The sequence below is a fragment of the Citricoccus sp. genome (genome assembly GCF_035445025.1).
GTDB lineage: Bacteria > Actinomycetota > Actinomycetes > Actinomycetales > Micrococcaceae > Citricoccus.
Map to the genome: position 1 here is coordinate 1 of NZ_DAOMPX010000038.1, position 21454 is coordinate 21454.

20 protein-coding genes are annotated in these 21454 nt (G+C 72.3%); 12 read left to right on the forward strand and 8 right to left on the reverse strand.

Going from position 1 to position 21454, the window contains the following annotated elements:
- Positions 1–201: 201 nt before the first annotated feature.
- Entirely contained in the window at positions 202–1980 is a 1779-nt protein-coding gene (locus tag PLJ28_RS11565) for a CYTH and CHAD domain-containing protein (protein WP_324590160.1), read from the reverse strand.
- Positions 1981–2159: 179 nt separating this feature from the next.
- On the opposite strand from PLJ28_RS11565, the gene PLJ28_RS11570 reads away from it, so the two are divergent.
- From PLJ28_RS11570 to PLJ28_RS11580, 3 genes are all read left to right on the forward strand, one after another.
- A complete protein-coding gene (locus tag PLJ28_RS11570) occupies positions 2160–3422 on the forward strand; it encodes an MFS transporter (protein ID WP_370577035.1) in 1263 nt (420 codons plus the stop codon).
- Positions 3423–3687: 265 nt separating this feature from the next.
- On the forward strand, positions 3688–5538 hold the full coding sequence (locus PLJ28_RS11575) for a calcineurin-like phosphoesterase C-terminal domain-containing protein (protein ID WP_298045617.1): 1851 nt from the start codon (positions 3688–3690) through the stop codon (positions 5536–5538).
- Between the two features lie 191 nt (positions 5539–5729).
- Positions 5730–6578, forward strand: a complete 849-nt coding sequence (locus tag PLJ28_RS11580; protein ID WP_298045619.1) for an alpha/beta fold hydrolase — start codon at positions 5730–5732, stop codon at positions 6576–6578.
- Between the two features lie 5 nt (positions 6579–6583).
- On the opposite strand, the gene PLJ28_RS11585 is transcribed toward PLJ28_RS11580, so the two are convergent.
- Positions 6584–7429 carry an SDR family oxidoreductase gene (locus PLJ28_RS11585; RefSeq protein ID WP_298045621.1) on the reverse strand — a complete coding sequence of 282 codons (846 nt, stop codon included), beginning with the start codon at positions 7427–7429 and terminating at the stop codon, positions 6584–6586.
- 163 nt (positions 7430–7592) lie between these two features.
- Here PLJ28_RS11585 and PLJ28_RS11590 point away from each other — a divergent pair, with 163 nt between their 5' ends.
- The gene (locus PLJ28_RS11590; RefSeq protein ID WP_298045639.1) at positions 7593–8258 is read left to right on the forward strand and encodes an alpha/beta hydrolase family protein; all 666 of its coding nucleotides are present in this window, start codon (positions 7593–7595) and stop codon (positions 8256–8258) included.
- Between the two features lie 3 nt (positions 8259–8261).
- Here the strand turns inward: PLJ28_RS11590 and PLJ28_RS11595 are convergent, their stop codons facing one another.
- Together PLJ28_RS11595 and PLJ28_RS11600 are read right to left on the reverse strand one after the other, a co-directional pair.
- Positions 8262–9383 carry a DUF418 domain-containing protein gene (locus PLJ28_RS11595; protein WP_298045623.1) on the reverse strand — a complete coding sequence of 374 codons (1122 nt, stop codon included), beginning with the start codon at positions 9381–9383 and terminating at the stop codon, positions 8262–8264.
- A gap of 5 nt (positions 9384–9388) precedes the next feature.
- The gene (locus PLJ28_RS11600; protein ID WP_298045625.1) at positions 9389–11152 is read right to left on the reverse strand and encodes a gamma-glutamyltransferase family protein; all 1764 of its coding nucleotides are present in this window, start codon (positions 11150–11152) and stop codon (positions 9389–9391) included.
- A gap of 342 nt (positions 11153–11494) precedes the next feature.
- Between PLJ28_RS11600 and PLJ28_RS11605 the strand changes: the two genes are divergently transcribed.
- Entirely contained in the window at positions 11495–11899 is a 405-nt protein-coding gene (locus PLJ28_RS11605) for an iron chaperone (protein WP_221243329.1), read from the forward strand.
- A 43-nt stretch (positions 11900–11942) separates the two neighbouring features.
- The gene (locus tag PLJ28_RS11610; protein WP_183523456.1) at positions 11943–12533 is read left to right on the forward strand and encodes a cysteine hydrolase family protein; all 591 of its coding nucleotides are present in this window, start codon (positions 11943–11945) and stop codon (positions 12531–12533) included.
- On the opposite strand, the gene purN is transcribed toward PLJ28_RS11610, so the two are convergent.
- Positions 12509–13108 carry a phosphoribosylglycinamide formyltransferase gene (purN, locus tag PLJ28_RS11615; protein WP_183523455.1) on the reverse strand — a complete coding sequence of 200 codons (600 nt, stop codon included), beginning with the start codon at positions 13106–13108 and terminating at the stop codon, positions 12509–12511. The genes PLJ28_RS11610 and purN overlap by 25 nt on opposite strands.
- A gap of 33 nt (positions 13109–13141) precedes the next feature.
- Between purN and PLJ28_RS11620 the strand changes: the two genes are divergently transcribed.
- Genes PLJ28_RS11620 through PLJ28_RS11640 form a run of 5 tightly spaced genes read left to right on the forward strand, consistent with a single transcriptional unit; the run spans position 13142 to position 16790 of the window.
- Positions 13142–14044, forward strand: a complete 903-nt coding sequence (locus PLJ28_RS11620; RefSeq protein WP_183523454.1) for an ABC transporter ATP-binding protein — start codon at positions 13142–13144, stop codon at positions 14042–14044.
- Complete coding sequence (locus PLJ28_RS11625; protein ID WP_183523453.1) at positions 14041–14685, forward strand: ABC transporter permease; 645 nt, start codon at positions 14041–14043, stop codon at positions 14683–14685. Before PLJ28_RS11620 ends, PLJ28_RS11625 begins: the two co-directional genes overlap by 4 nt.
- Positions 14682–15365 carry an ABC transporter permease gene (locus PLJ28_RS11630; RefSeq protein ID WP_183523452.1) on the forward strand — a complete coding sequence of 228 codons (684 nt, stop codon included), beginning with the start codon at positions 14682–14684 and terminating at the stop codon, positions 15363–15365. The genes PLJ28_RS11625 and PLJ28_RS11630 overlap by 4 nt, the downstream gene beginning before the upstream one ends.
- Before the next feature lie 37 nt (positions 15366–15402).
- Complete coding sequence (locus PLJ28_RS11635) at positions 15403–16347, forward strand: ABC transporter substrate-binding protein (protein WP_183523451.1); 945 nt, start codon at positions 15403–15405, stop codon at positions 16345–16347.
- A 20-nt stretch (positions 16348–16367) separates the two neighbouring features.
- Positions 16368–16790: a hypothetical protein gene (locus PLJ28_RS11640; RefSeq protein WP_183523450.1), complete on the forward strand. Its 423-nt coding sequence runs from the start codon at positions 16368–16370 to the stop codon at positions 16788–16790.
- A gap of 20 nt (positions 16791–16810) precedes the next feature.
- Here PLJ28_RS11640 and PLJ28_RS11645 read toward each other — a convergent pair whose 3' ends face one another.
- From PLJ28_RS11645 to PLJ28_RS11655, 3 genes are all read right to left on the reverse strand, one after another.
- Positions 16811–17917: a carboxylate-amine ligase gene (locus PLJ28_RS11645; RefSeq protein ID WP_183523449.1), complete on the reverse strand. Its 1107-nt coding sequence runs from the start codon at positions 17915–17917 to the stop codon at positions 16811–16813.
- Positions 17918–18019: 102 nt separating this feature from the next.
- On the reverse strand, positions 18020–18457 hold the full coding sequence (locus tag PLJ28_RS11650; RefSeq protein WP_183528112.1) for an Hsp20/alpha crystallin family protein: 438 nt from the start codon (positions 18455–18457) through the stop codon (positions 18020–18022).
- Between the two features lie 112 nt (positions 18458–18569).
- Positions 18570–19946 carry a cell division protein PerM gene (locus PLJ28_RS11655; protein ID WP_324590161.1) on the reverse strand — a complete coding sequence of 459 codons (1377 nt, stop codon included), beginning with the start codon at positions 19944–19946 and terminating at the stop codon, positions 18570–18572.
- Between the two features lie 165 nt (positions 19947–20111).
- On the opposite strand from PLJ28_RS11655, the gene PLJ28_RS11660 reads away from it, so the two are divergent.
- Complete coding sequence (locus PLJ28_RS11660; protein WP_324590162.1) at positions 20112–21308, forward strand: glycosyltransferase family 4 protein; 1197 nt, start codon at positions 20112–20114, stop codon at positions 21306–21308.
- Positions 21309–21454: the final 146 nt, after the last annotated feature.

A 21454-nucleotide genomic window follows, 5' to 3' on the forward strand; every position in this document is an offset into this window, starting at 1 on the left:
TCGAGCTGGATGGTCACTGGTGTGCTCCTGGGTGCTTCGGTCCGGTACGGCGGAAGTGCGTGAGGGGTGCCGGCCGGGCCGGGCGCCGCATCCAGTGTAGGGCGGGGCGGCGCGGGGCGGGCCGGGATGACGGGCGGGGACGACCGGGACCATCCCGGTGCCGGCGCCGGACGGCCCCCGGGCCGGGGCGGCGTCCGGGCCTCACTCGCCGTGGGACTGGGCCAGGTGCTCCACCAGCGTCGAGGCGCGTTCCTCGGTCCGGCGCTGCAGGCCGAACTCGGCGGCGAACAGCACGCCGTAGCCGAAGGTGTCCTCGCCGGCCTTGGCGGCCTTCTTCGCGGTCTGCAGCACGTGCTCCTGGAACATGATGGAGTCCCGGTGCTCACCCAGGGCCTCCTGCAGCTTCTTGGCCGTCTTCATGCGTGCCACCAGGTGGGCTCCGAGGTCCAGTCCGGTCGCGTCCTGGACGGCCTTGACCGCGTAGCGCAACCGCTTGGCCTCCTTGCGGACCTCGTGCATCAGCTCGATGCGGTGCTCCGGGTCCTCCTCGGCGGCGGCCCGTTCGGCCAGCTCCAGCACCGCGTCGACCTGCTCGGCGGCCAGCGGCTCCAGGGTCCCGGCGGCGTCGGCGGCCCGGGCCTCGTCGACCTCCGGGTGCAGCGGCACGTCGCGGGCATAGGCGTCCAACCGGTCCATGACGTCGAAGTACCACTGGGTGCGCATCCGCTTCAGGAGCTTGTCATGGGCCGTGGCGTACTCGTCGGCCTTGACCTTGCGCAGTCGCTTGACCGTCTTGCCGGGGACCCTCGCCGCCACCGGTCCATCGGCTCCACCGGGCAGGTCCTCCACCTTCTCGTCCACCTGGTCCCGGACCACCTCGGCGTCCCGGGCCACGGAGAGCAACCGACCGAGGGTGCGCAGGTCCTTGTTCACCCCCGCGGTGGCGTCCGGGTCCAGCAGCGGCGCATAGGCCTGAAGGGTGGAACGCAGGGTGCGGCACACCACCCGGAACTGGTGGATGGAGTCCTCCACGTCCCGCCGCACCAGGGGGTCCCAGCCCTTGAGCACCTTCATCTGGGCGCGGACGGTCTTGGTCAGCACGGCGTGCAGTCCCGGGGTGGTCCCCTCCGGGGCGTCGCCCCCCTGGGGGTCCAGCGGATCGGCCGCCTTGCCGACCACCTTCTCCACCTTCGAGCCCGCTGCCGAGGGCCGGGCCCCGGAGTCCTGCAGGACCTTCCCGACGGCGTCCAGGAACCTCACGGTGCCCGAGGCCGGTTCCTCCGTGGGCGCCTCACGAGCGGCGCTCCCGTCTGCTCCCGCGGGGGCGCCGTCGCCCGCGCCCGCGGGACCACCGGCGGGCCGACCCTCACCACCGGAGGCCCCCTCCGGCGTCGGGCCCTGACCTGCCACCTCCCGAACCTTCAGGGCGGAGTCCAGCAGGTCCGCGTCCACGACCTCGACCTCCCACTCCCGCCAGTGCTGGACGCGGGACTCGGAGCGGAACCCCACCGACATGGCGGCCACCTGGTCGTCGCAGACCTCGGCGAGCTGGCGGCCGTGGAAGTCCATCAGGTCCACCACCGAGCGCAGGGTGTTGAGCCGGGCGATCGGCCCGAGCGACTTGCCGCGCACGTGGACCTGCACCAGGTCCAGGATCCGGTCCGGGACGCGCACGCCCTCGGGCCCGGGCGCGACGTCGGCGCAGTCCTCCGTGCCCAGCGGGGACTGCAGTTCCAGGCGGTGTTCGCCGGACTTGATCTTCACGTGCCAGCCGGCGTCGGTCCCCCCGGTGCGCCGGCGCAGGGTCACCCCGCTGGCCGAGAGGTCGCGGTCCACGGTGTCGAAGTACACCGCCTCCAGGGCCACCGGCGGGCGGTACCGGACCTGGGCCACACCGCCCACGCCGTTGAGCCGGGGCAGGGACGCCTGGCCGTCGACGTCGTACTTGCGCTCGATCTCCACATGGACTGCGTCACTCATGGCACCATGATCCCAGAAACGGCGCCGAAGCCCCGGAAGAATCGAAACCCGCCATCACCTCCTCGAATTCCCGCACCAGCCCATCCTCGACCCTGCCCACGGGGGAGGAGATCGTCCAGAACCTGCCGTGGCGGTGGAACACCCAGGGCCGGGTCTTCATCGTCGGCGGCCTGGGATTCATGTTCGATGCCTGGGACGTCTCCCTCAACGGAGTGCTGATCCCGCTGCTGCGCGAGGAATGGGCCCTCAGCGCCGGCCAGGCCGCGTGGATCGGCACCGCGAACCTGATCGGCATGGCCCTGGGCGCCTTCGTGTGGGGCACCGTCGCGGACCGGGTCGGGCGCAAGAAGGCATTCGCGGCCACGCTGCTGGTCTTCTCGGTCTTCACCCTCGCCGGTGCCCTGACCGGCGGTATCGGCTGGTTCGTGCTGTTCCGGTTCCTGGCCGGATTCGGTCTGGGCGGCTGCATCCCCGTCGACTACGCCCTGGTCGGGGAATTCACCCCGCGCAGGCACCGGGGCACCGTGCTGACCGCCATGGACGGCTGGTGGCCGATCGGGGCGGCCGGCTGCGGCTTCCTGTCCGCCTGGCTGGTCGCCACGTGGGGTGACTGGAGGCTGCCCCTGCTCGTGATGATCCTGCCCGCGCTGCTGGTGTTCCTCGTCCGGTTGATGGTCCCCGAGTCCCCCCTGTTCCTCATCCAGCAGGGCCGCGAGGCCGATGCACGCAAGGTGATCGACGACATGGTCCGGCGCACCGGCGAGCCCGCGCGCGAGTACGTGCTGCCGCCCGTGCCGAAGCCGAAACCGCTGACCGTGGGCGCCCTGGGCGAACAGCTGGCCTCGCTGTGGCGGTACTCCGCCAAGGTCACCCTCGTGTCCTGGGCGCTGTTCTTCACCATCATGCTCGTCTACTACATCGCACTGCAGTGGCTGCCGACCTTCCTCATCGACGCCGGTTACGAGCAGGCCCGGGCGTTCATCATGACCGGCGCCATGGCCGCCGTCGGGCTGCTGGGCGTGATCGTGGCCGCCTGGCTGGTGGAGAAGACCGGCCGCAAGTGGCTGCTGGCGGTCACCGCCGTGGCGTCCTCGTTCCTGATGGCCGGGCTGGCCGCGCTGCTGGACGTGCCCGCCGCCGTGCTGCCCCTCGTGCTGTCCTTCGGGTTCGTGGTACAGGTCGCGATCCCCGTGCTCTACACCTACGTCTCGGAGCTCTACCCCACCGAGCTGCGCGGATCCGGCTTCGGCTGGGCCTCGGCCGTGTCCCGGATCGCCGCCGGAGTGGGCCCGCTGGTCTTCGTCGCCTGGCTGGTCCCGGTCATGGGCCTGGTCTGGTCCTTCGTGGTGACCGGCGTGCTGGTGGTGGCAGCGGTCGTGTTGATGATGGCCATGGCCCCGGAGACCAGGGGCCGCGAGCTGGAGGTCACGGAGGCCGCCTGAGCTCCGCCCCCTGGACGGTCTTCCCGCCGCCGTGCGGGCAGGACCGATGCGTCACACCTCGGGGGCAGACCCGGCCGGTGGTGATGGCCCGCACAGCGGGGTGACGGGTAGAGGTTGATAGATCAATCTCATGTGGGCGTGGCGTCGCTCGGGGAACCCCCGGTGGACACCTGGCCGTGGCCTCGGGGAAACCCGCATCGCAGAGGGTGGACCAGTCCGGCCGAGCCGCGGCCGGGCTCCATCACACCACCCAGGAGGGGTCCTGATGAACCACCAGCAGAGGAAGCGTGCCCGGCTGACCGCCGGCACCCTCGCCATCGTCGCCGCCGCCACCCTCGGCGCGAGCGCCGCGACGGCCGCGCCGTCGTCGTCCACCGGGGCCGGGCAGGCCCCCGCCCAGAGCCCCGCCCAGCAGGACGGGGCGGACTGGCAGGAGACCGCGTACCGCGGCGAGGTCGAGGTCGTCCGCAACGGCCGGACCGACCGCGAGACCGTTTCCGGCGCCGTCTTCGACGACAAGGACCGGGACTCGAACCAGGACGCCGGCGAGCCGGGTGTGCCCGGGGTGAAGGTCTCCAACGGCCGCGAGGTCGTCACCACGGACGGCCAGGGCCGCTACGAGCTGCCGGTCGAGGACAACATGACCGTGTTCGTCACCCAGCCGCGCGGTTACCAGGTCCCCGTGGACGAGGACAACGTGGCCCAGTTCTCCTACAACCACCTGCCCGAGGGCTCCCCGGAGCTGAGGTTCGGCGGCATCGACCCGACCGGCGCCGTTCCGGCCGCCCTGAATTTCCCGCTCGCCCAGAGCGGGCTGACCCAGGATCCCGAGCAGTCCTGCGTCATCGGTGGTGACGTCCAGACCTACACCGAGCAGGAGGTGGAGTTCGCCCGCGCCGGCGTGTTCTCCGACCTCGCCGCGCGGACGGACTACGCCGGCTGCGGTGCCCTGTTCATCGGCGACGTGGTCGGCGACGACCTCTCCCTGTACCCGAAGACCCGCGAGCTGGCCTCCATGCTCAACGGCCCCGCCCGCTTCCTGCCGGGCAACCACGACATGGACTTCGACGCCACCGAGCGCGAGCACTCCACGGACACCTTCCGGGCGAACCTGGGAGCGCACTACTACTCCTACGACGCGGGCAAGGCCCACGTGGTGGCCCTGAGCACCGTGGACTTCCCCGTGAAGGAGAACGCCCGCCCGGGTGACTACAACGGCAGCATCGACGCCCGCCAGATGGAGTGGCTGCGCAACGACATCGAGAACACCCCGGAGAACAAGGTCATCGTGCTCGCCGGCCACGTCCCGCTGCTCGACTTCGCCGATGAGAGCAGCAAGAAGCACCAGATCGACCAGGTCAAGGAGGTCTACGAGATCCTCGAGGGCCGCGAGGTCGTCACCCTGGGCGGCCACACCCACTCCCTGGAGAACCTGCGGGCGGGTGACTCGATGAAGGGCTGGAAGGACCTGTTCGGCGTGGACGAGCTGCCGTTCACCCACATCACCGCCGGCGCCATCTCCGGCGACTGGTACAACGGCCGGCTGCTCGAGGGCGGTTACCCCGAGGCCGTGCAGCGTGACGGCGCCATGCCCGGCGTCCTGACCCTGGACCTCAAGAACACCGAGGTCACCGAGCGCTTCACCGTCCGCGGTGCCGACGAGGACGAGCAGATGTCCCTGTCCGTGAACACCCCGCGCTACCGCGCCTGGTTCGAGCAGTACAAGGGCCAGCGCGGCAAGGCCCCGGCCTTCGAGAACCCGCTGCAGGTCTCCCGCGCGGACCTCGCGGACACCACGTGGCTGACCACCAACTTCTGGATAGGCTCCACCGGCTCGGCCGTCGAGGTCTCGATCGACGGTGGCGAGGCCACCCAGGCCACCCGCACCCAGCCCCTCGAGGGCGAGGGCGCGCTCGTGGGCGCGGAGTACTCCGACCCGGCCGCGGTCCAGCAGCAGCTCGTCCACGGCGGATCGCTCGCGGACCGCTCGATGCACCTGTGGCAGTTCGAGCTGCCGGAGGACCTGGCGGCCGGCGAGCACACCGCCGAGGTGACCGCCACGGACGTGCACGGTCGGGCGTTCACCGAGGAGATCACCTTCGAGGTGACGGAGTGATGCCCACGCGGGCCCTGGCGGCCTGAGGCCATCCTGCCGGAACCGGAGTCCCGGCGATCCTGAGGAGAACCCGTGATCCTCACGGAGTCACGTCCTGATCGCCGGGACTTCCCCGTCCTGCCGGGCTGTCTGCCGTTCGTGCCGCGATAGCGTGAGGGCACCAGACCACGGAGTCCGACGAGGAGCGAGCCATGGCGGAACGGATGATCCAGGCGGGCGGCGTCGAGCTCTGCACCGAGGCCTTCGGCGACCGGGCGGACCCGCCCCTGCTGCTCGTCATGGGCCTGGGCGCCTCAATGCTCTGGTGGGACGAGGGCTTCTGCCGCCTGCTCGCCGACGGTGGACGCTTCGTCATCCGCTACGACCACCGGGACACCGGTCGCTCGGCGGCCTACCCACCCGGCCACCCCGGGTACACGGGTCAGGACCTGGTGGACGACGCCGTCGGTGTCCTCGACGCCTACGGGCTCCCGGCCGCCCACGTAGTCGGCCTCTCCGCGGGTGGCGGGCTGGCTCAGCTGCTCGCCCTCGACCACCCGGCCCGTGTGCTCTCCCTGGTCCTGATCAGCACCAGCCCCGCGGTGCCCGGGGAGCGCCGGCTGCCGCCTCCGACCCGAGATGTCCTGGACTTCGCCTCCACGGTGGACGTCGACTGGTCCGACCCCGCGTCCGTCGCCGACTACCTCGTCGGGTACGAGCGGATGCTCACCGGCCCCGACCGCCCGGTCGACGTGGCCGCGGTGAAGGGTCTCGTGGCCCGTGACGTCGCCCGTTCCCGGGACATCCGGACGATCCAGAACCACGACCTGCTGGAGGACGAGGAGCGCCCCCTGGGGCCGCTGTCCTCGATCACCGCCCCCACGCTGGTCATCCATGGCGGTGCCGATCCGCTCTTCCCGCCCGCCCACGGGAGGGCCCTGGCCGAGGAGATCCCGGAGGCCCGTCTCCTGCTGCTCGAGGCGGCCGGCCATGGTCTGCAGCGGACGGACTGGCAGATCGTGGCCCGCTCGATCCTGGAGCACACCGCGGCCGACCGGTGACCCCCTCACCCCCGACGCCGCAGGAACTCCCGGAACGTCATCGGCGCCGTCCCGGTGACCGCCTCGACGTCCCCGCTGACCACGTCCAGCTCACCCCGGGCGATCGCCGTATAGGTCGACACCCAGGCATCGGCCTGCCACGACGGCGGGTTCCACGCCCGGCGGGACGCGTACGCCTCCTCCACCGTCTCGTCGTGGAAGCGCACCTCGGTACCCTCCACCTCGGAGGTGATCCGGGCGACCTCGTCGAAGGCCAGGGTCTCCGGCCCGGTGAGGCGATAGGTCCGCCCCGCGTGCCGGGCGGGGTCCTGGAGGACGTGCGCGGCGGTGCGGGCGACGTCCTCGTGCGCGACGAAGGCGCACCTCCCGTGTCCGGCCGGACCCCGGATGACGCCGTCCTCGCCCACCACCGCGCGGGCCATGTCCATGTAGAAGCTGTCCTGCAGGAACGTGTACGCCATGCCCGAGGCGACGATGTCCCCCTCGGTCGCCGCGTGCGTCTTCGCCAGGGTGAAGGTCGCCTCCGGGCTCGCCCCCAGGAAGGAGGTGTAGACCACGTGCCGCACCCCGGCCCGCGCCGCGGCCGCGACGAACGCCTCGTGCTCGGCCCGGCGGTGCTCGGACTCCGAGGCGGAGACCATGAACAGCACGTCCACGCCGGTCAGGGCCCTCGTGGCGGCCCCGGTGTCCGCGTAGGGGGCCACGTGCACGGTGGCCCCCGGCAGCCCGGGCGCCCGCGAGGGGTCCCGCACCAGCAGTCGCAGCGGGATCCCGGCGCCGGCCAGCAGCCGGGCGACGCGGCCGCCGAGCTGCCCGGTGGCACCGGTGACGGCGATGGTGGGGTCTGACATGGACGGCTCCCGGACAGAGTCGCCGCACGGGCACGGCGAGAACGAATTCCCCATGGTATTCCCCGCCGGTGCCTCCGCCCATCCTCCTGAGCGCTTCACGAGGGGCCCGGGGACGTCGCGGCGGTGCTCCCGGCAGGCCGTGCGGTGTAGGACCATGGACGCCATGGACATCCGCGACGAACGGCTCAGCATCCCCGCCGGTGAGGAGACCGTCACCGCCGCCTACGCCCGCCCCTGCTCCCCCACTGCCACCGTGGTGGTCGCGCACGGCGCCGGGGCCGGCATGGACCACCCCTTCCTCACCGGGTTCACCGGCGCCCTCAACGACGCCGGCGTGGCCACCTGGCGCTTCAACTTCCCCTACGCGGAGGCCGGGAAGAAGTTCCCCGACCGCGCCCCCAAGGCCGTCGCCACTTGGCGCGCGGTGATGGCGGCGGCCCGCGAGCGCGCCGGGGGTGCTCCGGTCTGGGCAGCCAGCAAGTCCTTCGGCGGCAGGATGGCCTCGATGGCCGTCGCCGAGGGCATGGAAACCGCGGGGCTGGTCTTCCTGGGCTACCCGCTGCACCCACCGGGCAGACCGGAGAAGCTGCGGGACGAGCACCTCTACGGGCTCACGCTGCCCATGCTCTTCCTGCAGGGCTCCCGGGACGCGTTCGCCCTGCCCGGCGAGCTGGAACCGGTGGCCGGGCGCATCGGGGACCATGCCGTCGTGCGCCGGGTGGCGAACGCCGACCACTCCTTCACGGTGCCGCGGGACCGGCGCAACCAGGAGCAGACCGGGGCGGGCCTGGCCCCCGCGGTGCTCGAGTTCATCGCCGGCGGCGCGTAGGGCCTACCGGACGCGCGGCAGGCGCATCAGCGCCTCGAGCGGGCCCACCTCGAACCGGCGGGTCCACAGCCAGGCGAAGAGCAGGGACGCCAGGCACAGCACGGCGGTGACCGCGTAACCGCCGGCCAGCGAGCCGGGTCCGGGCCGGACGAACACGGCCAGGGCCAGCAGGTGGCCCACGTAGACGGTCAGGGACAGCCGCCCCATGGCGGCCAGCGCCGGTGTCCATCGGGCCAGGAAGCGCTCCGCCGCCAGGCACGCACCGAGGATGCACAGTGCCGCACCGGTGCTCGAGATGAGCCACAGCGGCATCTGGGAGTGCCCGGTCACGGACACCAGCCGGTCCCAGCCGACCGTCCGCCCGGGCTCTCCGACCAGCAGGACCAGCAACCGGGAGAAGGCGTAGGCCCCGACGGCGGCCACCGCACCGCCCACCAGGAACATGCGCTGAAGCCGTCCGTCCCGCAGGTCCAGCCGGCCGAGCACCATCCCGAGCAGGAACGGCGCCACCCACACGACGGCGGGGTAGGACCCGGAGAACAGGATGTCGTCCAGGATCTCCGGCGGGGGGTCCACGAGGGTGGGTTCCTTGATGGTGAAGGCATCCGTGCCGTGCCGCACGGCCACCCAGAGGATCGGGCCCGCCACGAGGAAGGTGGCGGACAGGGCGGCCAGCAGCCACGTCGGAGCCCTCAGCAGCGGCAGGCACACGATGAACAGCAGACCGTAGAGCGGCAGGATGACGCTGGCCTCATGGCCGGCCATCTGCAGGGCCAGCCCGCCCACGAGCAGCAGGGCTGCCCGCCACACCACGGTCTGCCACGGCAGGGGACCAGCTAACGGCCCTCGCGAGGAACGCGTGAGGATGGACATCCCCACGCCGGCCAGCAGCATGAACAGCACGGAGGACCGTCCCAGCGGGAGGTCGTAGAGCGTGCCGAACAGGCCGCCCTCACCCCGGGGGCCGACGTTGACGGCGATCATCCCGATGATCGCCAGTGCCCGCGCCACGTCCAGGCCGACCACGCGGCCGGCCCTCGGGGCAGGCTCACCGGTACCGGCCGGGGGTCGTTCGGCCGGCCGGTCGTCGTCGGATTGCTGGAAGGAGGATGGGACGGCGCCCATGAGGGTCATCCTTCACCCTGTGGGGCCGCGACGTCGGCGATCTCCACGTCGGCCTCCCGGCGGCTGTCGGTGGCCCCGGTGACCTCACCGGTGGCGTAGTCGATCTCCAGGGCCTGCACCGAACCGAAGATCGCCTGTTCCCGCTCGGTGCGCTGGAGCTCCCACTTCCGCTCCTCGATGAGCCGGGCGAGGTCCCCGGACGGTTCCTGCTCCACGGCCAGCACGCCGTCCTGGAGGTGGTACCGCGGGGCGTCGACGGCCTCCTGCAGCGGGGCGTCCTGCAGCGCCCAGGCCACGAGGACCCCGGAGAGGATGTTGGGGATCTGGTGCCCGCCCGGACTGCCGAGCCCGAGCACGGGACGGCCCTCGTCGTCGAGCACCATGCTGGGGGCGGACCAGCTCACGGACTTGCGCCCGGGCTCGGGCCTGTTCGCCGGGGACGCCTCGCTCTCGAAGCGGGAGAGCTGGTTGTTGAGGAAGAACCCGCCCACGGAGGCGGACTCACTGCCGCCCCAGAAGCTCGTCAGGGTGTTGGTCATGGAGACGGTGAACCCGGACCGGTCCACGACCGTCAGGTGGGTCGTGTTGCCCGCGGTCACCACGCCGGTGGCCGTCACCGGTCGAACGCCGTCGTCGGCTCCGGTGGCCCCGGCACCGGTCCCGCCGGCCAGCAGGCCCACGCGGTCGGCGATGCCGGCGTTGCGTGCCGGATCCGTGAGCTGGTCGACCGGGACATCCACGAAGTCGGGATCCCCGAGGAAGTGGGTGACCGATCCCTCGGCCGCGATCCATGCCTCGGCCAACCGGTCCACGTAGCCGGCCGTCCCCGGTTCGTGCTCGCCGACCCCCAGGGCCTCGGCGACCTGGAGCTGCTGGACGAGGGCGGCGCCGGGCAGGGGCGGGGCGGCCGAGAGGACCTCGTAGTCCCCGAACTCCCCGCTGACCGGCTCCACCTGCTCGGGCTCGTAGGCCGCGAGGGACGCGGCGTCGAGCCCGTCGACCTCGCTGAGCCGATCCGCGATGCTGCCGGTGTAGAACGCCTCGGGCCCCTGGTCGGCGATCGTGGTCATGGTCCGGGCCAGGTCCTCCTGCACCAGCGTCTCCCCCGCGGCCAGCGGTTCACCGGAGGCGGAGTGATAGTGCTCCAGGCCCTCGATGGAGGCCGGGCCGAAGTCCGAGCGCATCCGCTGGGCCAGGAAGTCGGAGACGGGGAAGCCCTCCCGCGCCAGGCCGATCGCCGGCTGCAGCAACTGCTCCCACTCCAGCGTCCCGTGGTCGGCATGGATCTGCGCGAGCCCCGCGACGAGTCCCGGGACGCCGGTGCCGGAATCCGGGATCCGCCCGTCCTGCGCCACCACCTCGCGGTAGTCATAGCTCGTGGCCTCCTCGCCCGGGGCCGCCAGGAGGGCCGAGCCACCCCCGCCGATACCCGAGGCGTAGGGCTCCACCACGGCCACGGCGAAGGCCACGGCCACGGCGGCGTCCGCGGCGTTGCCGCCCTCGTCCAGGACCTGCATCCCCGCCTCGACGGCCTCCGGGTGCGCGGCGGAGACGCCGTACTGGTCCAGCTGGGCGGCCGCGCCTGCCGGGGACGTGCGCGGTTCCGCGCTCGCGGAGGGACTGGGGCGCGCGCTGTCACCGGCGGACGACGACGGCGCAGCCGGGGACGACGTTCCGGGCGCCGGTGCGGAGGTCGGCGCCTGGCAGGCGGACAGGGTCAGTACGGCCGCCAGCAGCGGCACGGCACCGAGGGCCGGTTGCTTCTTCATGGGCTCCTTGGGGACGACAGGTCGCCAGTGAAGATCACGGTGCGATCACGACGACAGCCTTCATCGACTATCCCACACTGCGGCCCCCGCCGTCCGGCTCCGAACGGCGGTGGCCCCCGCGTCCGCAGCCCGTTCCCGGTCCGGCGACCGGCCCGGCCGCCGGCCCGGCCGCCGGCCCGGTCCGGCCTGCGCAGGGTTCTCTGCTCCGGCGCACAGTCCCCGCCAAGGTTCGGCCCGTACCGTCGAAGGCGTCACAAGGTGCGAGTGATGATGACAGAAGGCCCCGGCAGTCCCCTCAGCCGGGGCCTTCGCCTTGCCCGGTCCACGGCCTACGCTGTGTCCATGACCGGCACCGACAGCCCCGCAGTCCCTGGTCCCCCCGGATCCGCCGACGTCGACGCGTACATCGACGGGTTCCCCGAGCTGGCCCGTGCCCTGTTGAGGGAACTGCGGGACCTGGCCCGGGCCGTGGTGCCCGAAGCCACCGAGACGCTGAAGTGGAACGAGCCGGCCTACGTCCACCCGCACGGGACCATCCTGTTCCAGTTCTCCGGCCACAAGGCCCACGCCAACATGACCTTCACGCCCAGCGTTCGCGAGGCCTTCGAGGACGAGCTGGTCAACTTCGAGACGGGCAAGGGCTCGGTGAAGCTCTTCTACGGCCAGCCGGCGCCGCACGACCTGCTCGAGCGGATGATGCTGGCCCGGGTGCGCGAGTACGAGGACGAGGGCGTCACCTGGATGTAGCCGGGCCTCTCGCCCCCGGGACCCGCGCCCCTAGACTGCCCCCATGCCCGATCCCACAGACCTCCCCGATCCCGGCGTGCCCACCGCCGTCCTCTTCGTCGACCTGCAGGAGGGCTTCTTCGAGTTCCCCGACCTGCAGGACACCCGCGCCCTGCTGGTCGAGGAGTCGAACTGGCTCGCCGCCCAGGCCCACGCCGGCGGACACGCGGTGTTCGTGGTCAACACGGTGCACCAGGAGGACAAGTCCACCTGGACGCTGAAGATGCTCGAGGACGACCAGGGCTTCAACTTCGAGGGCAGCTGGCAGGCCAGCCTGCTCGACGGGCTGGACCTGGAACCGGCCCGGCACCTGGTCAAGACGCGGGACAGCGCGTTCTTCGGCACCGACCTGGTGGAGCAGCTGCGTGAGGCTGGCGTCCATCGGCTCGTGCTGGCCGGCGTCACCGCGGAGTCCTGCGTCTCAGCCACCGGCCGGGACGCCTTCGCCCACGACTTCGAGGTCGTCTACGCCCGGCAGGCCATCGCCTCCTCCGACGCGGAGCGCGGCTGGACGGACCTGGAGAACGTCAGCGCGGACTTCCGCCAGACGATCCTGAACCGTCCCGAGGTTCAGCGGCTGCTGACCGCGAAGTAGTCCTCCGGCCGTTTCCCGGCGGCGAGCTCCCCGAGCACCGCGAGCAGCAGGTGCCGTTCCTGGACCTTGATCCGCTCGTGCAGGATTTCCTCGGTGTCCGTGGCGAGCACCGGCACGGCGGCCTGGGCCAGGATCGGGCCGGTGTCCACGCCGGCATCGGCGATGTGCACGGTGCACCCGGTGACCTTGACCCCGTACCGGAGGGCGTCCCGGACCCCGTGGGCGCCCGGGAAGGCCGGCAGCAGGGCCGGATGGGTGTTGAGGTACCGTCCGCCGAAGGCCTCCAGGAACTCCTCGCCGACGATCCGCATGAAGCCGGAGGAGAGCACGTAGTCCGGCGCGTACGACGCCGTCTGGGCGGTCAGCGCGTGGTTCCAGGCCGCCCGGTCGGGGAACCGCGCGAAGTCCACCACGAACGTCTCGATCCCGGCGGCCGAGGCGCGGGCCAGCCCGCCGGCGTCGGGACGGTCCGCCCCCACTGCGGCGATCTCCACGTCCAATCGGCCGGCCACGACGGCGTCGATCACCGATTGCAGATTGGTGCCGGATCCGGAGACGAGGGCCACGATGCGCATGGCTTCCATCGTAGGTCCACGTAGGGTGAACCCATGATCTCCTACAGATCAGTCACCAAGCGCTTCGCCGACGGCACCGTCGCGGTCCAGGACTTCAGCCTCGACGTCCCCCGCGGCACCCTGACCGTCCTGGCGGGGTCCTCGGGCTGCGGCAAGACGACCCTCATGCGCATGGTCAACCGGATGGTCGACCCCTCCTCCGGGCAGGTGCTCGTGGACGGTGAGGACGTGGCCGGCCGGGACCCGGTCGCCCTGCGCCGGCGCATCGGGTACGTCATGCAGAACTCGGGACTGCTGCCCCACCGCACCGTCGCCCAGAACATCGCCACCGTCCCGCGTCTCAACGGCGTGGACCGCCGCGCGGCCCGGCGGCGCACCGGGGAGATGATGGAACTCGTCGGCCTGGACGCGAAGCTGGCCGACCGCTACCCGGCGCAGCTCTCCGGCGGCCAGCAACAGCGCGTGGGCGTGGCCCGCGGCCTGGCCGCCGACCCGGACATCCTCCTGATGGACGAGCCCTTCGGGGCCGTGGACCCGCTCGTGCGCTCCGAGCTGCAACGCCAGCTGCGCCAGCTGCACGGCCAGATCGGCACCACCATCCTGTTCGTCACCCATGACATGGACGAGGCCCTGGCCCTCGGCGACCAGATCGTGCTGCTGCGCGCGGGCGCGGACATCGCCCAGCAGGGCACCCCGAGGGAATTCGTCGCCGAGCCCGCCAACGACTTCGTGCGGACCTTCCTCGGGCTGGACCGCGGCCAGCGCACCCTGCACCGCGAGCGCGCCGCGGACGGCTCGATCGTGGTGGTGGACGCCCACGGCCGGCCCGCCGGGGTGCTCGCGGAACCGGACGGCCGGCCCGACGACGGCGCGCGCCCGGGTGCCATGGCCGACGGCGGGCCCCGGCCGGGAACCCAGGACGCGCCGGGCGCATGAACTGGGTCCTGGACAACCTGCCGCTGATCGCGGACCGGACGTGGGCGCACCTGGCCACGTCCCTGCCGGCCATCCTGGCCGCGCTGGTGATCTCCGTCCCGCTGGGCTGGCTGGCCCACCGCTACCGGGTCCTGAACGGCCCCGTGCTGACCGGCGCCGGGCTGATGTACGCGATCCCGTCCCTGCCGCTGTTCATCGTGCTGCCGGTGCTGATCGGCACCGGCGTGCGGGACGTGGTGAACGTGGTCGTGGCCCTGACCCTGTACGGGGTGGCGCTGCTGGTGCGCAGCGTGGCCGACGGGCTGGACGGGGTGCCGCCGGAGGCCCGCAGTGCCGCCGTGGCCCTGGGCTATCCGCCGCTGCGCCGGTTCCTGACCGTGGACCTGCCCCTGGCCGGCCCGGTGATCCTGTCCGGGCTGCGAGTGGTGGCCGTCTCCACGGTGTCCCTGTGCACGGTGGGGGCCGTCCTGGGCATCCCGTCGCTCGGGCTGCTGTTCACGGACGGGTTCCAGCGCGGGATCCTGGCGGAGATCCTCACCGGGATCGTGCTGACCGTGGTGCTCGCGCTGGCCCTGGACCGGTTGCTCGTGGCGCTGGGCCGGTTGGCCATGCCCTGGACGCGTGCGGAGGTGGGGGCATGAACCAGTTGTGGGAGGCCGTGCTCTGGTGCCTGGACCCCGCGCAGTGGACGGGGCCGTCCGGGATCGCCGCGCGGTCCCTGGAGCACCTCGGCTACACGCTGCTGGCCGTGGTGATCGCCGCCGCCATCGCCGTGCCGATCGGCTGGTGGGTGGGCCACACGGGCAGGGGGCGCGGAGCCGCCGTCGCGCTCTCCGGGGCCGCCCGCGCCCTGCCGACCCTCGGGGTGCTCACCCTGACCGCGCTGCTGCTGGGCATCGGGCTGGCGGGGCCGATGACGGCCTTCGTCATCCTGGCCGTCCCGTCCATCCTGGCCGCCGCCTATGCCGGCTTCGAGGCCGTGGACCGCCGGGTAATCGACGCCGCCCGGGCCCAGGGGTACACCGGCGCCCAGGTGCTCTGGCAGATCGAGGTGCCCCTGGGGCTGCCGGTGCTGGTCGGCGGGCTGCGCTCGGCAGCACTGCAGGTGGTGGCCACCGCCACCCTGGCCGCCTACGTCGGCGCCGGCGGACTGGGCCGCTACCTGTTCCTGGGCCTGAAGACCCAGGACTACGCCATGATGCTCGGCTCCTCCCTGCTCGTCGTCGCCCTCGCCCTCGTCCTGGACGGGGTGTTCGCCCTGGCCGGACGCGCCGCCGTCCCACGTGGGGTGACAGTGGCGCGCCGCGGGGTCAACGCGTAGGTTTCAGAACAGCGCCCGTCTCCGGAAGAGGATCCCCATGAAGAAGCCCACCCGCCGTTCCGCCCTGGCCCTGGCCGCCGTCGCCGCCCTCGCCCTGACCGGCTGCGGCAGCTCCGACCCGCTCGGCGGCCAGGACACCGCCTCCGGCTCACCGTCGGCCACGGGGGGCACGGGCGGGAGCGGGGACGCCCTGGTCATCGGCTCCCAGCAGTACTACTCGAACGAGATCATCGCCGAGCTCTACGCCCAGGCCCTCGAGGCCGAGGGCTACACGGTGGAGCGGGACTACCAGATCGGCCAGCGCGAGGTGTACCTGCCGGAGGTCGAGTCCGGGGCCATCGACGTCATGCCCGAATACGGCGGGAACCTGCTCCAGTACTACGACGCCGAGGCCACGGCCACCTCGCCGGAGGACATCCAGGCCGCGCTGGCCGAGGTGCTGCCCCAGGGGCTGCGCCCGCTGGAACCGGCCGAGGCCACGGACCAGGACTCCTACAACGTCACCCGCGCGTTCGCCGAGAAGCACTCCCTGACGTCCCTGGCGGACCTGAAGAACGTGGACGAGCCGCTGAAGGTGGCCGCCAACTCCGAGTTCGAGACCCGTCCCTACGGTCCTGCCGGACTCAAGGAGGCCTACGGGGTGGACGTGACCGTGGTGCCCGTGGAGGACTCGGGCGGCCCGCTGACCGTCAAGGCCCTGGTGGACGGGGACGTCCAGCTCGCCGACATCTACTCGGCCGACCCCTCGATCGCGGCCGAGGACCTGGTGACCCTGGAGGACCCGGAGAACCTGATCCTGCCGCAGAACGTCACCCCGATCGCCTCCGAGGCCGTGGACGAGGAGGCCGCCGCGATCATCGAGAAGGTCAATGCGAAGCTCACCCCGGAGGCGCTGATCGGCCTCAACCGGGAGTCCGTCGAGAAGGAGGCCTCCAGCGAGGACATCGCGCAGGCCTGGCTGGCCGGTCAGGGGCTGTCCTGACACCCCAGTAGGCTGGAGCGGTGAGCCAGACCGCGCCCGGAGCATCGACCGACACCGAACTGACGCGGTACCGCTCGCTGCGCACCGCCCTGGTCTGGCTGGCGGGGATGCTGCTGCTGACATACCTGGCCTCCGTCCTGACCCTGCCGTGGAAGGCCGCCTCCCTGGTCTTCGCCGTCACCGGCATCGTCTTCGGCGTCCTCGCCCTCATCCGCACCGCCCGGATCCCCTCGCCGTGGCTCCTGCGCGTGGGCGCGGTGGCGGGCATGGCCGGCTGCGCCCTCTTCGGGTTCGTCACCGCCTCCCAGGTCGTGTTCTGGGACGCCACCACGCGGTTCGAGGACTGCACCGCCGGCGCGATCACCGAGCGGGCGCTGGAGCGGTGCAGCCAGGAGTACACCGAGCAACTGGCCGGGTTCACCGGTCCGGTCGGCGCCCGGTAACGGGTACGTACCGGCCCGGATCACCCGGACGCGGGTGGTGAGGGGGCACGGTGGGTGGCCTCGAGGGCCACGGCGACCACGTGCCGGAGGTCATGGTGCGCGCCGAAGGCCTCGCGCTGGAGGTGCGCGCCGGTGCCCTGCCGCAGGACCCGGGCCACGACGGCCTCGACCGTCCCCTCCTCCCCGTACTCGACCAGTACGGGCCGGACGCCGTCCAGCAGCCGGCCGAGGACGTCCGCCGCCGGCGCGGGAGTCCCCGTGGCCGGGTCGATCAGCCGGCCCGCGACACCCGAACGGCTGGCCAGCCAGGTCCACACTCCCAGCTCCGAGGCGGGGACCTCGGGAGCCGGCCGGCGTGGCTCCCTGAGGGCGGTCTCCACCAGGGCCCTGACCAGCGCGGCGATCACGGCCGCCACGGCCTGGTCCGTGCAGACGTCGGCGATGCGCACCTCGAGCGTGGGGTAGCGCTCGCTGGGGCGGGCGTCGTAGTAGATCATGCCGGCGTCCAGGGGGACCTGCGTTGCCAGCAGCCGGTCCCGGTGCCGGTCATAACCGGCGGCCGAGCCGAACACCTCCGGCGGACCGCTCACGGGCCATCGGGACATCACCCGGTGGCGGTAGGAGGCGTAACCGGTGTCCACTCCCTGCCAGTACGGGGAGTTGGCGCTGAGCGCCAGCAGGGGGGCGAGCCAGACACGGATCCGGTCGAGGGCGGTCACGGCCTCGTCCCGGGAGGAGACGCCCACGTGGACGTGCAGGCCGTTGGTGAGGTTCTCCAGGGCCATCACCCCGAACTCCCTGCCGATCCGCTGGTAGCGCGCCTTCGGCGTCAGGTGGAGGCTGGTGCCGTCCGGGGCCGTGCCCAGCGCCGCGACCCGTCCGCCGGCCCGTACGGCGGCCTCCTCGGCGAGGGCCCGCCCGGCCCGGATGGCCGCGAACTGTCCGGTCAGGGTGGTCTGCGGCGGGTTGTCGACCTCGATCTGTTCCTGCTGCAGCTCCATCGTCACCCGGTGGCCGGAGGAGGTCTCCTCGGACCGCGGACCCGCCACCGCCTCCCCGGCGGGCAGCGGTTCCAGGGACGGAACCGCCACCAGCAGGAACTCCTCCTCCACACCGAACGTGCGCATCTACCGCCACCTCGCCTCGTCGAAGGCTCCCAGCATGGCAGACGCGGCGTTCCGGCGTGAGCCGGAGCACCCTCGCCGGGGAGGGTCAGGCCGGCGGACTGCTCAGGCCGACTGCCCGATCGCCCCCTGGTTGGCGGTGTGCGAGACCTCGATGCGGCGGGGCTTGGCCTCCTCGGCCACGGGGATCTGCAGCGTCAGCACACCGTCCGTGTACGAGGCGTCGATCCTGTCCGTCGCCAGCCCCTCGCCGAGTGTCAGCTGCCGCGCGAAGGTCCCGGTGGTGCGTTCCCGGGCGAGCCACTGGATCTGGCCCGTCTCCTCGTCCTGCCGGTCGGCGCGGATGGTCAGCGTCCGCCCCTCGAGGTCGACGTCGATCGACCTGGGGTCCACACCCGGCAGGTCCATCTTCAGCACGAAGTGGTCCTCACTCCGGTACAGGTCCATCGGCATCGCCTGTGTCCGCACCGATGATGTCATCTGTCCGAAGACGCCGTTCAGCACCCGGTCGATCTCGCGCAGGGGATCAACATGGTTGGCCACAGAAATCACCTCCATACGGTGACCGGACCCGGGCCTTCCGGGCCGGCGGGCCGTGGCTACGGCCTCGGCAATTATTTAGCACTCTTGGCCGGAGAGTGCCAGAGCCGGGTGCCTAGTCCTCCTCGGGCTCGCGGGTCCTCCCGGCGTCCGTGCCGTCATCGAACCCGTCGGCGTCGTCCGCCTCGTCGTGCCACGCGTCCGGCAGCACGAAGCGGTCCCGCTCCCACCACGGGGACACCAGGTAGCCGATCATCGCCCCCAGGCCCACGAGGACGCCGAGCAGGCCGGCGGCGGCCCAGGGATTCGGGCCCAGGCCGGTCATCCGGCCCACCCCCAGGGACCCCCCGGAGACGGCGAACGGGAGCAGGGACAACAGGGCGGTCGCCAGGGCCACCAGCAGGCCCAGCACCAGGGTGGAGGCGGTCAGCGAGGCCCAGCGGGACTCGATCCGCACGGCCAGCCACTCGTCGAAGTGGTTCTCCCCCTCCCGCAGCAGCCACCAGCCGGCCATGAATCCGCCGACCACCGGCACGAGCAGGAACAGCCAGGACCAGGCCGGGTCCAGGCCCACCGGCACGGCGGTCAGCACCGGGATGGCCGGCTGCGGACCGACCGCGGTCATCAGCGGGGAGACGGCGGACCCCTCCCCCAGGGAGAACCCGGCCCCCGTGGTCCAGGCCAGCGTCCACATCGCCAGGTTGGGCATGATCCCGAGCTGCACCGCGGTCAGGGTGGCCCCGCCCCAGATGCCGGCGTCCACCTGCTGGTACACCTGGGCGATGTCCGCCCAGCTCAGGGCGACCTGCACGGACAGCAGGACCGAGGCCAGGGCGAAGGAGACCATCAGGCCCACGAACCCGGCCCGCACCAGTGACCACGCGTAGGACCCGGCCCAGCGGGACGCCTGTGACCAGGTGGCGATGCGCTCGGCCGCGTCGACCCCGATCAGCCGCTCCCACGAACCGGCCTCCTTCCGGGCCCCGGTCAGCAGGGCGACCACCATCAGCGCCGTGGGGATCAGCGTCCCCAGGAACGGATTGATGGCCACCGACTCGCTCGGCACCAGCAACGAGGTGCCCAGGCAGAAGAGGGCGTAGGCACCGGCCCCACCGGCGAGGGGCTGCCAGATCTGGTCCCGGTAGGACGCACGCGCCAGCCGCCTCCCGGCCCGCCAGCCCAGGGCCAGCGGGATCAGGACCAGGCCCCAGGGCAGGAACCAGAACGTGCCCGTCAGCGTGTCCGCGCTGCTCGTCGGGGACTCCAGGGTCAGGTGCAGCGGCACGCCCTGCAGCGCCAGCCAGGCCTGGCCGCCGAGCCGGGCGATGAAGTCCACCTGGGTGGCGGCGAAGCCGGCCATGGACCAGATGCCCACCAGGGGCACCACGACGAGGATGGCGGAGACCACCGCGGCGATCAGGGTCTCGATCACCCCCTGGACCCAGAGGGGCAGGGGCAGCGGCTTCAGGGCGCGGGGAGTGCGAGGATTCATGTCACCGTCCATGGTGCCACCCGGCCCGGGGGCCGGACGGCAGCGGCGCGGCCCGGCACCGCCCGTCGCCCCACGCGGCGGCATACCGACTGTTCACCCGCCCGCCACCTGGCTGCCACCGCGCCGAGTCACCGCTGACAGGGACGGACCATAGCGTCCGGGAGCGTGAGAGTCGTCATCGTCGCCGAATCGTTCCTGCCCCACATGAACGGTGTCACCCACTCGATCCTGCAGGTGATCCGCCACCTGCGCTCCCGCGGCGACGAGGTCCTGGTGATCGCCCCGTCCTCGTCGTGGATGGACGACGAGGCCCCCGCCGAGGTCGAGGGATATCCGGTCCACCGGGTGCCCTCCATCCCCCTGAGGGGATACACGAACGTCCGGGTGGCCGCCGGGACCGTCAACCGGGTCCGTCGCGTCATCGCGGACTTCGCGCCCGACGTCGTCCACATCGCCTCCCCGTTCATCCTGGGCTGGCGCGCGGTGCAGGCCGCCAACGCCCTCGGGGTGCCGAGCGTGTGCGTCTACCAGACCGAGGTGCCCAACTACGCGGCGCGCTACGGGTTCCCGTGGTTGGAGGAGGTCCTCTGGCAGCACGTGGAACGCATCCACGACCACGCCACCCTCACGGTGGCCCCCTCGAGCTTCTGCGTGGACCAGCTGCACGCCCGCGGGATCCAGCGGGTGCACCTGTGGCGACGGGGCGTGGACACCGCCCGGTTTCACCCCGCCCGGCGGGACGAGGCGCTGCGGGCCGAGCTGGCCCCGAACGGCGAGCGGCTCATCGGCTTCGTCGGCCGGCTGGCCTCGGAGAAGCAGGTGGAGGACCTGGCCGTGCTCAGCGACCTGCCGGGCACCCGCCTGGTGATCGTCGGCTCCGGCCCGCTGAAGGGCGCCCTGGCCCGCCAGCTGCCCGGGGCGCACTTCGCCGGGTTCCAGGGCGGAGAGGACCTGGCCCGGCACATGGCCAGCCTCGACCTGTTCGTGCATCCCGGGGAGTCGGAGACCTTCTGCCAGACGATCCAGGAGGCCATGGCCTCCGGCGTCCCGGTGGTCGCGGTGGGACGCGGCGGTCCGCTGGACCTGGTGGACCCCTCCCGCACCGGGTGGCTGTACCGGCCGGGTGACCTGGCCGGGCTGCGGGACCGGGTCCGGGACCTGGTCTATGACGACATCAAGCGCGCCGCGTTCGCCGAGGCCGCGCACCAGGCCGTGCAGGGCCGGACCTGGCCCGTCCTGTGCGAGCAGCTGGTCGGTTACTACGAGCGTGCCGTCCGGGTCCGGGGCCGGCAGAACGACGTGTTCGTGCGCACCTACCTGGAGCAGTCCGCCGGCTGGGACGGCTGGCTGGTCCAACGGTGACCGGCCCGGGGACCGGTCCCGGGGTGGGGGCGCCCGCCGGGCCCCCATCGTCATCCTTTCCGGCCCTGCCCAACCGGCCGGTACAGTAGTCCCGGCCTGTCCCTACCGGGGGATGCCCTCCTGATGAGGGGACGCCACTGAGGAAA